8 protein-coding genes are annotated in these 13,276 nt (G+C 62.6%); 2 read left to right on the top strand and 6 right to left on the bottom strand.

Annotated features, from left to right (window positions below):
- Positions 1–36 precede the first annotated feature (36 nt).
- Positions 37–618 (bottom strand): hypothetical protein, encoded by a 582-nt coding sequence (locus ABIB44_RS02460; protein WP_354583035.1) that lies wholly within the window; start codon positions 616–618, stop codon positions 37–39.
- 340 nt (positions 619–958) lie between these two features.
- Between ABIB44_RS02460 and ABIB44_RS02455 the strand changes: the two genes are divergently transcribed.
- On the top strand, positions 959–2,521 hold the full coding sequence (locus tag ABIB44_RS02455) for an FAD-dependent oxidoreductase (protein WP_354583034.1): 1,563 nt from the start codon (positions 959–961) through the stop codon (positions 2,519–2,521).
- A 282-nt stretch (positions 2,522–2,803) separates the two neighbouring features.
- Entirely contained in the window at positions 2,804–4,336 is a 1,533-nt protein-coding gene (locus ABIB44_RS02450; RefSeq protein ID WP_354583033.1) for a carbon-nitrogen hydrolase family protein, read from the top strand.
- 230 nt (positions 4,337–4,566) lie between these two features.
- Here the strand turns inward: ABIB44_RS02450 and ABIB44_RS02445 are convergent, their stop codons facing one another.
- The 5 genes from ABIB44_RS02445 to ABIB44_RS02425 all read right to left on the bottom strand — a co-directional run bounded on the left by ABIB44_RS02445 (position 4,567) and on the right by ABIB44_RS02425 (position 13,198).
- Entirely contained in the window at positions 4,567–5,679 is a 1,113-nt protein-coding gene (locus ABIB44_RS02445) for a VWA domain-containing protein (protein WP_354583032.1), read from the bottom strand.
- A gap of 159 nt (positions 5,680–5,838) precedes the next feature.
- Complete coding sequence (locus ABIB44_RS02440) at positions 5,839–8,199, bottom strand: DUF5682 family protein (protein WP_354583031.1); 2,361 nt, start codon at positions 8,197–8,199, stop codon at positions 5,839–5,841.
- 26 nt (positions 8,200–8,225) lie between these two features.
- Positions 8,226–8,831 carry a hypothetical protein gene (locus ABIB44_RS02435; protein ID WP_354583030.1) on the bottom strand — a complete coding sequence of 202 codons (606 nt, stop codon included), beginning with the start codon at positions 8,829–8,831 and terminating at the stop codon, positions 8,226–8,228.
- 165 nt (positions 8,832–8,996) lie between these two features.
- On the bottom strand, positions 8,997–10,082 hold the full coding sequence (locus ABIB44_RS02430; protein ID WP_354583029.1) for an ATP-binding protein: 1,086 nt from the start codon (positions 10,080–10,082) through the stop codon (positions 8,997–8,999).
- 38 nt (positions 10,083–10,120) lie between these two features.
- The gene (locus ABIB44_RS02425; protein WP_354583028.1) at positions 10,121–13,198 is read right to left on the bottom strand and encodes a DUF5691 domain-containing protein; all 3,078 of its coding nucleotides are present in this window, start codon (positions 13,196–13,198) and stop codon (positions 10,121–10,123) included.
- Between the last annotated feature and the right edge of the window lie 78 nt (positions 13,199–13,276).

Genomic DNA, 13,276 nt, shown 5'->3' with positions numbered 1-13,276 from the left:
GAGTGGCTAAAGGGGCAGAAAAAAGAGCTGCCGACTTTAATTTATGACAGGCCTGAATTCAGGCAATAGGTGCACATTAATTCGGATGGAGTCGCCGCGCTGAACGTGCAAAGACGGCGCTTCGGACCAAAGCAATCCAACGCCACCCACTCGCACGTGGTGCGAGCCCGAGCCAATTACCTGTACGTAGTTGCCAGCTTGGTCGGCAAAGATATGGGCATCGTCGATGGTGATGATTGGACCGGGCAGGGGGGTAAATTTACCGTTCTCCTCTTGTATATCAACGTAGCCGGCAATCACTGGATTACCTGCCGGATTCGTGCGGCGTAGGCGCGTGAAGGAGGTGGGTGGTCCTTGCCAATTGGCTTGCTTCCGATGCGGTTTGTAGTGGCGCACATACTCTTGTCCCATAGCTACGCCTTGCTTATAGCTTGTAATGTGAATGGTATTTCCAACTTGGCAGCTGACCAGCCATCCTATTGAGATGAATAGAAGAAAATTAGGAAGGCGAATGGCCAAATGAAATAAATTGTGCATGACCAAATGTGTAGGATACAGATGTTTTAGCCTTGGAAACGTACCTGCTGCGCCCGCACCGATAGTTAAGTACTCGTGCATAAGTAATCGTATTCGCTCGAGCGTCATGCTTATCTGGCGTCCGCTCGTCGAAGCATCTCTACTGCTTCGTTGAACGGCTCATGCGAAGCGGTGGAGATGCTTCGACGAGCGGACGCCAGATAAGCATGACTGCCTTTTTACTGTGCGCTTACTTAGGCGTGAGTACTTGCCAGGTTAGCAAGTCTATGTGCCAACGTGATTTTCGTTGTTGCCTAGGTGACAATTATTCCGGCCACATGGGAGCGCAGCGGCCAGCCCGCCAGGTCCGGCGGTTTCGCTGAAAACGCCACGCAATACGTATGTGGAGCACGAACCCACCTGCTCATACTTCCAAAAAACCATGGCTGATACCGCTCCGAAACCCCTTCCCGGCCCCGACCTCTTGGCCGACGGCCTCGCCCTCACCGACCTCGCCGATGGCGCGATGACCACCGGTCACGCCTACGGCGAAGCCGTGCTGCTGGCCCGGCGCGGCGAGCAAATTTTTGCAATCTCCGCCAAGTGCAGCCACCTGGGCGCACCCCTGGGCGAGGGCCTGTTACTCGACGACACCGTACGCTGCCCCTGGCACCACGCCTGTTTCAGCCTGCGCACGGGCGAGGCCCTGCGCGCCCCCGCCCTCAACCCGCAGGCGTGCTGGACGGTAGCGCAGCGCGCCGGTCGGGCCTACGTGACTGGTAAGCAGGAGCGCGACCCGCTGGCTCCCGTGGCAACGACCAAAAACCCGGCGCACCCCGCCGCGGTGGTTATCGTGGGGGCCGGCGCGGCCGGCAGCGCGGCGGCCGAAATGCTGCGCCGCGAGGGCTACGAGGGCCGCATCACCGTGCTCGATGGCGAGGCCGAAGCCCCGTACGACCGCACGATGCTATCAAAAAGCTTCCCGGCCGATGAGAAGAAGCCGGTGGCGCTACGGCCCGCCGGCTTTTATGCTGAGCATAATATAGACGTGGTGCACGGCGAAGTAGCGGCGCTGGACGTGCCCGGCCGCCGCGTGCTGCTGGCCAATGGCGCGGCCCATGCCTACGATGCCCTGTTGCTGGCCACCGGGGCCGCGCCGGTGCCGTTGGATATTCCCGGCCACAACCTGCCGCAGGTGCACACGCTGCGCTCGCTGGCCGACCACCGCGCTATCGTAGCCGGGGCCGAAGGCGCGCGGCGAGCCGTGGTGCTGGGGGCCAGCTTCATTGGCCTCGAAGTGGCGGCCGCCCTGCGTGGCCTCGGAATCGAGGTGCACGTGGTGGCTCCCGACGAAACGCCGCTGGCCAAGGTGCTGGGGCCCGAGCTAGGGGCGATGGTGCGGAAGCTGCACGAAGAAAAAGGGGTGATTTTTCATCTGGAGCAGCAGGCTGAGCGCATCGAGGAGGGCGTGGTGGTGCTGCAAAACGGCGAGCACCTGCCCGCCGATTTGGTGGTGGTCGGCATTGGAGTACGGCCCCGGCTGGCGCTGGCCGAGGCCGCCGGGCTGGCCATCGACAAAGGCGTAACCGTGAATGAATACCTTGAAACCAGCGCCCCCGGCATTTTCGCGGCCGGCGACATTGCCCGCTGGCCCGACCCGCATAGCGGCCAGCCTATTCGGGTGGAGCACTGGGCGCTGGCCCAGCGCCAGGGCCAGACGGCCGCCCGCAACATCCTGGGCCAGCGGGTAAAATTCGACGCCGTGTCCTTCTTCTGGAGCAAGCACTACGACCTATCCATCCGGTACGTGGGCCACGCCGAAAAGTGGGATTCCGCGCCCATCAGAGGCGATTTGGCCCAGCCGGAATTCTCGATTGCATACCAGGTCGACGGCAAAACCCTGGCCGTGGCTAGCGTGAAGCGCGACCTTGAAAACCTGAAAGCCGAGGTGGCGCTGGAAGCGAATGATGAGGCCGCGCTGACCGAGTTGCTGGGTGCCGGGTGAGGAACGCGCACTATTTGGGCTGGGTACCGGCAGCCGGTCAAGGAAAAGGCTGCGTGGAAAGGGGGGGACTAAAAAGGAAAACCGGGACCAGTTTTTGAGCTGCGGGATACCTCTTAAAAGGGAATTTCAGCTAGCCAAACCCGGCCGAAAGGCTCCTGCCTGCGTAGAGATGGGATAAGAACATCCAAACGGAATGTGGCATACAGCCCGATTAACTGCTGCGATTTGCCAGGTTTTCCAAGTCTGGATATAGTTGCGGCAGCAGTAGATTACCCTTTGTTTATGAATGAATTAATTGAAATACGCCACCTTCTTAAATCCGATTACGAAGCGCTGAAAACGGCCATGCTGCTCGCTTACCCGCGCATGCAGAGCTACTGGCGGCGCGGGCAAGTCGAGCTATTGGTTGACCTGTTTCCCGAAGGCCAGTTTGTGCTGACGGTGAACGACGAAATCGTAGCCGCCGCCCTGGCCCTGATTGTAACGCACGACCAGTTTGGGGCCGTCCACACGTTTCAGGACGTCACTGGGAACTACACCTTCAGCACCCACAGCGCTGCCGGTGACACCCTCTACGGCATCGAAGTATTTGTGGTGCCGGCCATGCGCGGCCGCCGGCTGGCCCGCCGCCTCTACGATGCCCGCAAGGAGCTGTGCGAGCGGCTGAACCTGCGCGCCATTGCCTTTGGGGCGCGCATCCCGGGCTACCACGAGCACATGGCCACCCTCACGCCCAAGCAGTACGTGCAGAAGGTGAAGGAACGCGAAATCGTGGACCCTTCGCTGAATTTCCAGCTGGCCAACGACTTTCACCCCGTGCGGGTGCTCAAAGGCTACCTACCCGGCGACGCGGCCTCGGGCGACTATGCCCTGCTCATGGAGTGGGACAATATGCTGTACGACACCAGCCCGGTGCCGGCCGTAGCCCAAAAAACCCAGGTGCGCCTGGGCCTGGTGCAGTGGCAGATGCGTCTCTATGAGGGCCTCGACGACATGTTCCAGCAGGTGGAATACTTTGTGGATGCGCTGGCGGCCTACCGCGCCGACTTCGCCCTGTTTCCCGAGCTCTTCCACGGCCCGCTGATGGCCGAGGCCAACGAGCTGTCGGAAATTGACGCTATTCGCAAGCTGAGTCGCTTTTCCGAAGAAATTCTGGCCCGTTTCACGGCGCTGGCCGTGAAGTATCACATCAACATCATCACCGGCTCGATGCCCGAAGTGGCCGCCGACGGCAAGCTGATGAACGTGGGCTACCTCTGCCGCCGCAATGGCTCGACGGAACGCTACGAGAAAATCCACGTCACGCCCAACGAGGCCAAATACTGGGCGCTCACCGGCGGCAAGCGCCTGCAAACCTTCGATACCGACTGCGGCCCCATCGGCGTGCTGATTTGCTACGACTCGGAGTTTCCGGAGCTGGCTCGCCTGCTCGCCGACCAGGGCATGAACATCCTGTTTATCCCGTTCCTGACGGATACCCAGACGGCCTACTCGCGGGTGCGGCACTGCGCTCAGGCCCGCGCCATCGAAAACGAGTGCTACGTGGCCATGGCCGGCTCGGTGGGCAACCTGCCCCGCGTCAAAAACATGGATATTCAGTACGCGCAGTCGGCCGTGCTCACGCCCTGCGACTTCGCCTTCCCCAACACCGGCGTGAAAAGCGAAGCCACCGCCAACACCGAAATGATTTTGGTGACGGACGTGGACCTGACCATTCTCGACAAGCTGCGCCACAGTGGCAGCGTGCAAAACCTGCGCAACCGCCGCCACGATATCTACTCTCTGAGTGCTGCCGAGCTCATGCCCAAGCACTAGATAGTTGCGACGTATTATCCGGCAGCCCCAGCGGGGCGATATGTCGGTAGTACAGTCAGTTGAAAGCACGTTAAAGCCCCAGCGGGATGACACTCGTTCAACGAGTATCGCCCCACTGGGGCTTTAACGAATCAGAATAGGTCTAATTTATTATCAACATATCGCCCCGCTGTGACTGTCGAATAACACGGTGCAATATGGATTTTTTAATCAGGTCGAGCACCTGGACTTCAAGCTGATTCCAGCTTTTGCCCCTGAATGGCGCGGGCCATCAACTCCGGAAACTTCGCCGGCGTGCAGGCGAAACTAGGAATCTCCAGCGCCGCCAGCTGCTCGGCCACGCGGCGGTCGAAGCTGGGCGCGCCATCATCGCTCAGGGCCAGTAGCACTACGATATTCACGCCGGCGGCTTTGAGAGCGGCGGCGCGCTTTATCATTTCCTTTTCATTTCCGCCTTCGTAGAGGTCAGTGATGAGGACGAGGATGGTGTCGGTGGGCCGCGTAATCAGCTGCTGGCAGTAGGTGAGGGCCAGATTGATATCGGTACCGCCGCCTAGCTGGACGCCGAATAGCAAATCGACCGGGTCGTGTAGGTTTTCGCTCAGGTTCACCACGGCGGTATCGAAGACGACCATGTGGGTTTTCACGGCTTTCAGCGAAGCCAGCACCGCCCCGAATACCCCTGCGTACACTACCGACGAGGCCATCGAGCCGCTTTGGTCCACGCAGAGCACGATTTCTTTCATTGCTTGCCCACGCCGCCCGAAACCCACCAGCCGCTCCGGAATAATGGTTTTGTGCGCCGCCTGGTAGTGCCGCAGGTTGGCCTTGATGGTCGCGCCCCAGTCGATTTCGTGGTAGCGGGGGCGGGGGTTGCGCACGGCCCGGCTCAACGCGCCCTGCACGGCCTGGCGCAGTGGGTTGCTGAGCTTCTTTTCCAGTGCGCGTACCACTTTGATGATGACCTCGCGGGCGGTGGCCTTCGCTTTTTGCGGCATCACCCGGCTCAACGACATCAGCGTGCCCACGAGGTGCACGTCGGCCTGCACCGTGCGCAGGATTTCGGGCTCCAGTAGCAGCTGGTTGAGGCCCAGGCGGGTCATGGCGTCTTGTTGCATGATGGCCACCACCTCAGTCGGGAAATACTCCCGGATGTCGCCCAACCAGCGGCCCACGCGGGGCGCGGAGCTCCCCAGACCGGCCTTGCGCTCGCCCTTATCGCCGTCGTAGAGGGCGGTGAGCACGTCGTCCATGCGTCCGTAATCGGGCGGCAGCGGCACGGTGTTCTGCGCATCGGCGGCTGAGCCGAGAACGAGTTTCCAGCGGGTGGCGGTGTTGGGCATGGGTTCGTTTGGGGTGATATTACAACGTCATGCTGAACGGAGCCGAAGCATCTCGCGTGGGGTAGCAAATCTCTTATTTTAACGATTGATTTACTTGTGCACGCGAGATGCTTCGGCTCCGCTCAGCATGACGTTCTTGTTTTAACTGCGTTTGAAAAACTACATCCCCAGAAGCTCCCGCAATCCCGGCAGCACCCGCGCCCCGCGCTCCCAGTCGAAATCGACCTCCGAAGCGGCTACCGGCTGGGCGGCATCCGTGCCAGCCAGCTCCAGAATCTGCCGCCGCTCGGGCAGCGAGAAGTCGGTGAAGGCGCGGCGCAACAGGGGCACTATTTCGCGGAAGGTGTCTTCCGGCAAGCCAGCCAGCCACGTATCGAGCAGTGCAAATAATTCGCGGTGATGGATGAGCAGCAGGCCGCTGCCGCGCAGGAAGCCCTCAATCCAGGCAGTGGCGTAGTCGGTGGGTTGGGCGGGGGCCAGGGCCAGGCCCAGGGTGGTCGCGGTGGCAGTGGCATCGGCCTGCTGGGCATCGAAGAGAAGGCGGGCGGCGGTGCCGGCCAGCAGGCCGCTGGTGGCGGCGTGGCGCTGCACGGCGGCCAGGGCGGCGTACCAGTCGGCTTCGTGGGCGTCGTTTTGCAGCAGGCGGATGGCCTGGTGGCTGGCTTCGAGGCGAACCAGCAGCGCTTTAGCAGCATCGTAATCGAGGCCGGCGCAGGCGGCGGGTAGGCCGATGCACAGGCGCGGCACCAGCTGCTGCACTACCTGGGCTACCTGCCGGGTATCGGTGCGGCGCACGTTGCCGTAGCGCAGCACCTGGGCCAGTGGGGGCAGGGCGGCCAGCAGGTGGGTCACGTCGCGGGTGCCGGCTCCGATGGTTTCTAGCAGCGCCACCAGCGCCGGAATGGCCGGGCCGAGGTCGGCGCGCAGGGCCTTTTCGAGTAGGGTGCTCACGGTTTCGAGGCTGGTGGCTTCGGCGGCGCGGGCGGTGGCGTGGGCGGCGGCGGCGGCCAGCACGGTATTGCCCCAGCGGCCGGCCTCAATCACGGCCAGGGCCATTTCGGGCTCCCATTCCAGGGTCCAGAGCTCGTGGAAGGTGCCGCTTTTACCCGCCACCTCCTCCGGCTCGCCCCAGTTGATGTCGAGTAGGCGCAGGCGGTGCAGCAGGTGACTGCGGTCGAGCTGGGCGGGCTGGCGCAGGTCGAGGTCGAGCGGCTTGGGCGTAGCTTCGGGCTTGAGGCGCAGTGACTTCTGCTGCTGGGTCAGGTCCTGCTGCAAGGGCGTGGCGGGCAAGCCGGCGGGCACCTCGCCCAGCTTCACGCCAATCACCAGCTCCCTATGCACCAGGGCCAGTGGCTCGGCGTAGCCTCCACCCAGGATGGCCACGGCGGCTTCCTGCAGCTCGTCGATGCCCGGCAGGGCCAGCCCGCGCACGGCGGCCAAGGCCGCCGCCAGCCGCACCCCCTCAATGGCGTGGGCCGAGGACGCATCCACGTCCTGTCCGCGCAGCAGGCGGGTGGCGCGCACCATCCAGTGGGTCAGAACTTCGGCCCTTGGCTGGGCAAACAGCAACTCGTACCAGGCCGGCGAGAGCACGCCCGCCCCATAGCCGGAGCTGAACGAAAGCCGCTCGTAGGTCCACGGAATCCAGGTGGTTTCGGTGGCGACTTTCTTCAGCCCTTTCAGCCGCGCTTTGTCTTCTTTTTTGAGTAGCTCGGCGCGCAGCACGGGCGCGTGCCAGGCTCCGCACACTACCGCCACGCGCGGGTAGCCCTGGGCCAGGGTGGCGCGTAGGGTTTCGCGCATGAAGGCTTCGCGGAGCAGCGTTTCCTCGGTTTCGGGGCGCTGCAACTCCTCGCGGAGGGCCGTCATCAGCTCCAGCACCACGGCGAAGGTGTCGGCGTTGCCGGGCGCGTGTTCGAGGTGGGTTTCCCACCACTGCTCGGAGTCGGTGTAGCCGGCTAGGCGGGCGATGTAGGCGACGGGGTCGGTTTCGGGTTCTGGGCCGCCCTCCGCGTCAACCTCACCCCCTGACCCCCTCTCCAAAAAAGAGGGGGCACCGGTCATGTTTTCTTCGGCTTGTTCGGGAGGTATTGTTGCTTCATTGTCTGCTGCGGAAGCATCAACGGGCATTTCCGGTGCCCCCTCTTTTTTGGAGAGGGGGTCAGGGGGTGAGGCTAACGCCTGCACCGCATCGCGCATCCCAAACCGCAAACTCATCGGCAAATCCATGCACCGCACGTGCGCCCCATTGCGGGCGCACCACTGAACCGCCTGCCACTCCGGCGAAAACTCGGCAAACGGCAGAAACGAGGCCTGCCCCTGCTGCTTGGGGTTGTAAACGAGCAGGGCCACGGGCGGTAGCAGCTCCGGATTGGTCGCCGTGGCGAGGGCCGCCTCGGCATCGGCGGGGCACTCCAGCAGCACGATATCGGGCCGGAAAGCTTCGAGGGCGGCCACGAGGCTGGCGGCGCTGCCGGGGCCGTGGTGGCGAATGCCGAACAGGCGGAGGTCGGTGGGCATAGAATGCTTGGGTATAACGTAAATAGTTACTTCTGAATATTACTTTTCGATAGCTGTCTTTCCATCTCAACACAGCTTGTGTATAGAGTTTTGATTTTATTGTTCCTTAAATATATATTCTTGCTTGTTAAACAATTATCACAAATAATGCAGGTTTTTGAAGAAATACAATAGGTCTCCCAATTTGAAATTTCAGGATTGGCCGCACCTGCTAATTGAGGATGTGATTTGAGTACGGTTTGGCCAAATGCCGAGCACTCACCGGTTAGAGATAAAATATTTGGATATAAATATCCGGCCTTTAGATAGCTGTGATTGATTTTTAACATCAAAATAACTATCGCCTCCTTCGCTTTTAAATTTGACTTTGAGTTAATTAGACTTGCTACATAGTACTTGTATTTTTCAAAACGCAGCAAATCCTTTTCTGAGTCTAAATGAATTGTGTCTGCAATAGTGTAAAGGTCATCAATGCTTAATTCTACAGAGTCTGCTGAGATTTTTGATTCCAGCTTATGAGAAGGCTCACGAATATTATCTGCTGAATTACATGCAGTAAATACAGGTGCAAATAGCATCCCAAGAAACGTAATATAGGCAATGCCAATGAGGGCGATTTTTTTCTCATTCATGTAGTGGAGCTGTTATGGATGAAGCTGTTTAGAAAGTCGCCAGAACGGCGTAGAGATGCATATTTGCGTCTTGTCGTTGAACGGAAACCGCTGTTATCATCCAACGACGAGACGCAAATATGCGTCTCTACATCAGCGAACTCACTTTCTAAACAGCTTCGTTGTTTACTCCGCCACCTCCCGACACGCCCGGTATAAATCCTTCCAGCCGTCGCGCTCCTTTACCACAGTTTCGAGGTATTCGAGCCAGACTACGCGGTCGGGGGCGGGGTCTTTGATGACAGCGCCCATTAGGCCGGCGGCCAGGTCGTGGGCGCGCAGGGTGCCATCGCCGAAGTAGGCGGCCAGGGCCAAGCCGGCGTTCATCACCGAGATGGCCTCGCCGGTGCTCAGCGTGCCGGTGGGCGACTTGAGCTTGGTTTTGCCGTTATCCGTCACGCCCGCCCGCAGCTCGCGGAAGATGGTGACCAGGCGGCTGATTTGCTCTAGCGCGGGCGCCTCCACGGGCAGCTGGAGGGCCTGGCCCTGCTTGGCCACCCGGGTTTGCACGATGTGGACTTCCTCGGCCAACTTGGCGGGCAGGGGCAGCACCACGGCATTGAAGCGGCGGCGCAGGGCGCTGCTCAGCTCATTCACGCCCCGGTCGCGGTCGTTAGCCGTAGCGATGACGTTGAATCCCTGTGTGGCCTGGATTTCGGTGCTTAGCTCGGGGATGGGCAGCACTTTTTCGGAGAGCATGGTGAGCAGGGTGTCCTGCACGTCGGAGGGGATGCGGGTAAGCTCCTCGATGCGCACCAGCTGGCCGGTTTGCATGCCTTTGTAGAGTGGGCTGGGCACGAGGGCGGCCAGCGAAGGGCCTTCGGCCAGCAGGCGGGCGTAGTTCCAGGAGTAGCGCAGGCTGTCTTCGGCGGTGCCGGCCGTGCCCTGCACCAGCAGGTTGGTGTGCCCGCTGATGGCGGCCGTGAGGTGCTCTGAAACCCAGCTTTTGGCCGTGCCGGGCACGCCGAGCAGGAGTAGGGCGCGGTCGGTGGCCAGGGTGGCAACGGCAATTTCCATCAGCCGCCGCTGGCCGATGTACTTGGGCTCGATGTCCAAGCCATTATCCAGCTTGCCGCCCAATAAGTACGTGACCACCGCCCAGGGCGAGAGCTGCCAGCCGGGCGGCTTGGGGCGGGTGTCGGCGGCGCGCAGGGCGGCGAGCTCTTCGGCGTATAGGTCTTCGGCGTGGGGGCGGAGCAGGGTGGGCGTCATGGCGAGTTTGGGCGGGTAAGAGAGAGGAGTCAGCGGTATCATTCCGCCGGTTCGGTGAGGCTGGTGTGGAGGCGTTGGCGGAAAACCAGGCCTTCATTGAAGGAATCGATGAGTGGAGCTACCAGTGGGTGGGCTTCGGCCACCGGGTGCAGGGTTTCGGCGCAATGCGAGGCCAGGGTGGTGGGCGCGTAGCGCTCCAGGCGATAAAACAGGCTGGACAGGCGCTGGTGCGGCTCTCCATAGGGATTGGTAATGGCGGGTGCGAGTACTTCGGCCACGTAGCGCAGCGCCGCCGCTACTAGGTCGGGTGGCCAGGGCGCGAAAATGTATTTCAGAAACTCGGGTAAGAATGCTGGTAGCGCGGGGCTGCTCGCTTTTAGCTGCGCCCGGAGCAGCGCGATTTTTTCGTCATCACTCAGTACCCAGGTCAGGTGCGTGGCTTGCTGGTGGTGCAGCCAGTTGGGCTGGTGGAAGTGGCGCAGTAGCAGCGGCGCGGCAAACGCTTTGTCCTGATGCAAAAACGCGGCCCGCGCCCAGGCCCGCAGTAGGAGCAGCTTCCATTCACTGGCTTCGGCCAAGGTCAGGAGCTCCTCGGGCGTGAGGTCGAGGTGCGCGGCCCAGCGGCCGGGCGGCAGCAGCGTGAGCATCTGGCCCAGCCAGGCGGCGCGTTGGCCACCCTCGAAGCTGGTATCGTGCTGCTCGATGCCGTCGGCCAGCCAGGTTTTGTCCCAGCCATCGGGGAGGGCGATTTGCAGCTTGGCGCGGCGCAGCAGCGGGCGCTGCACGCTGAGCAGGGGAGCGGCCCGTTGCCAGAGCCGCTCCAGTACGGGCGCGCCGGGCAGCCGCGCCAGCAGAGGCAGCACGGTTTGGCGTACTTCTTTGCTTTTGGCGGTGAGGTATGTTTCCAGCAAGGGCGCGTCGGCCGCCGTCACGGTGTGTTCCAGCTCGCTGAGCAGGGCCGCCTGGGTAGCGGCCGGCTCGGTGGGCAGGACGGCGGCCAGCAGCTCGCGGGCCTGGCTGGGGTCGGCCTGATGCAGGAGCTGGATGAAAAACCGGCGGGCGCGCAGGTCGCCGGTTTCCCAGGTTGCGAGGTCTTTAGAGGGGTGCACGGGGGCCACCAGCGCCTGCCAATCGGGGTTTTGCCGGGCCAGCCAGCGCCCGCGCTCCCCCAAAATGGCCGAGGTGTCGCCGGGCAGGTGCAGGCGAAAATCCTTATGGTTGAGTACCGGCACCAGAAGCGCCGGGGGCACGGTGCGCTGCTGAGCTTGCAGCAGCGCAATGTAATCGGTGCGAAAGCCGGTGAAGCGGTTGCCGTTCAGCAGGGCGCGCAGGCACTCGGCCCCCGTGGGTCCCAGCGGGACCCAGGTTTCGGCGGGGGCCGGCGCGGGCGGGGCCGTGGTTGGGGCCGGTGGCTGGTGGCCGGCCTTGCGCATGAAGGCCAGCGTGCCGGCCGCCAGCAAAAGCTGCTGCTCGGCTGAGGGAGCCAGCCTGGGGAAGACGGGAATGGCCTCGCCACTTTGCCGGGTGCCCAGCAAGGCCACGCGCAGGAGTTGCGGGCCATTCACCTCACGGAACTCTTGCAGGGGCGGCCCCGCATCTAACTTATCCGCAGCATCCGGCTGCGAGTGCGAACCTGAAATTATCAGGGTGATGTTGTTCGGCTCCTCCCTCCACAGAGTTGGGGCTCCGAGTAAAGTGTTTAGCCAATTGCTGAGCGGCCGGAATGCCCGGCCGTCCCACTCTCCAAACAGCGTGATTGGCTGGCCGCCGCTTTCGGCCAGCAGCTGCCAGCCCGCATTTTCGTCGGCGAAGCGCAGGGGTAAGGTGAGCGGCTCAGTGGCGTGATGCAACTGCCACTGCCCGTCGGCCTGGCGCACCGGCAGCACCTGGGCGAGGGTGGCGGGCCACTCGCGCAGCCAAGGCTGGCGGGCCAGGGCGTTGGCATAGTCGTCCAGCAGCTGGCCGATGGACTGGCCGGGCGGCACTACTTCCGGCGGCACCGTACCATCGAATTTCAAACTCAACGGGGCGGCGCGCAACGGTAGCAGGCCGGGGTAAAAGGCCAGCTCGCCCACGTAGCTGCCCTGCAAAATAAGCGGCGTAGCAAAGGGCTGGCTGCCGAACGAAAACTCCAGTACCAGCGCCGTGCGGCCGGTATTGCGGCCGTGCAGCCAGGTGCGGCGGGCGGTCAGGCGCTCCTCTTCCCACCGGAACTGGCCCAGCACGCGCCAGGAATCGGCCACGGGCGCGGCGGTGGCGAGCAGGTCCTCTTTCTTCAGGTTGACGCCGACTTGCTGCAATACATCGGCTCGCGCCTCAGGAACCAGGCCGGGCAGATTGAGAAAAGCCCGGGCCAGCAGATATAGCTCGCCCAGGCGGCCCAGCAGGTGGGCGGGCCAGTCGACGTGGGCGTGGCGCAAGGTGGCCAGCTCCCGCACGGTGGCGGCTAGGCCGGGCAGCTGGTTATCGACGAGGCGGGCTCCCTGGCTTTCCCAGTACCGGGCCGGCTGCTTATCGAGGGCGGCCAGCCCGGCGCGCAGCAGGTCCTCGAGCCAGGCCACGAGGTCTTCGGTGCCGGCCACCATGCGGGCCAGGCGTTTGGGGTCGACGGCGATTCCCCCAACCGACGCAACCTCATCCCCCGGCCCCTTTTCCAAAAGCGAAGGGGAGCCCGACGGCACCTTTTCGCCCTGGAATAGCACGATTGCTGAAGTGTCTCCGGAGGCTTTGGCGGTGAACACGGCGGCGGTGTCGGGTGCGGGTTTTACCGGCTTTTTCTCCTGGCTATGCTGGCGTTTTTCCAGCCATTCGCTCAGCCAGGCCGGCGGGGTACCGGCTCCAAAAAGTGCGGGCTGCCGGGCCATGAGCAGCAGCAAGCCCGCGCCGTGCTTGCACGGAAAAACGCGGCTGGGGCAGCTGCATTTGAAGGCCGGCTCGGTCAGGTCGATGCCGGTGAGGTAGGGTTTGCTGCCGCTGCCGGCGCAGTCGCCCCAGGCGGCGGTTTCGGTGCGGCCCAGGTTGGCCCATTTGGTGGGTTTCAGCAGCTCCTGGCCTCTTTTGAGGGTGCCGGGGTCGGTGATGAGGGCGAGGGCCTGCGCTTCGGAATAGGAAATCATGCGGGGCGGAGTAGGCACCAGAAAGGACGCCGCCCGCCTGGCAACACGCAGCGGCGAACGGTGGCTCAAGCTACATCA

Source organism: Hymenobacter sp. UYCo722 (genome assembly GCF_040547115.1).
In the GTDB taxonomy this organism is placed as follows: domain Bacteria; phylum Bacteroidota; class Bacteroidia; order Cytophagales; family Hymenobacteraceae; genus Hymenobacter.
Note: the sequence above shows the minus strand (reverse complement) of the source record. Positions and strands in the feature narration are given on the sequence as shown.

Coding starts and splice junctions, on each gene's coding strand:
- ABIB44_RS02460 (WP_354583035.1), bottom strand. CDS start 618: ATGCACGAGTACTTAACTATCGGTGCGGGCGCAGCAGGTACGTTTCCA.
- ABIB44_RS02455 (WP_354583034.1), top strand. CDS start 959: ATGGCTGATACCGCTCCGAAACCCCTTCCCGGCCCCGACCTCTTGGCC.
- ABIB44_RS02450 (WP_354583033.1), top strand. CDS start 2,804: ATGAATGAATTAATTGAAATACGCCACCTTCTTAAATCCGATTACGAA.
- ABIB44_RS02445 (WP_354583032.1), bottom strand. CDS start 5,679: ATGCCCAACACCGCCACCCGCTGGAAACTCGTTCTCGGCTCAGCCGCC.
- ABIB44_RS02440 (WP_354583031.1), bottom strand. CDS start 8,199: ATGCCCACCGACCTCCGCCTGTTCGGCATTCGCCACCACGGCCCCGGC.
- ABIB44_RS02435 (WP_354583030.1), bottom strand. CDS start 8,831: ATGAATGAGAAAAAAATCGCCCTCATTGGCATTGCCTATATTACGTTT.
- ABIB44_RS02430 (WP_354583029.1), bottom strand. CDS start 10,082: ATGACGCCCACCCTGCTCCGCCCCCACGCCGAAGACCTATACGCCGAA.
- ABIB44_RS02425 (WP_354583028.1), bottom strand. CDS start 13,198: ATGATTTCCTATTCCGAAGCGCAGGCCCTCGCCCTCATCACCGACCCC.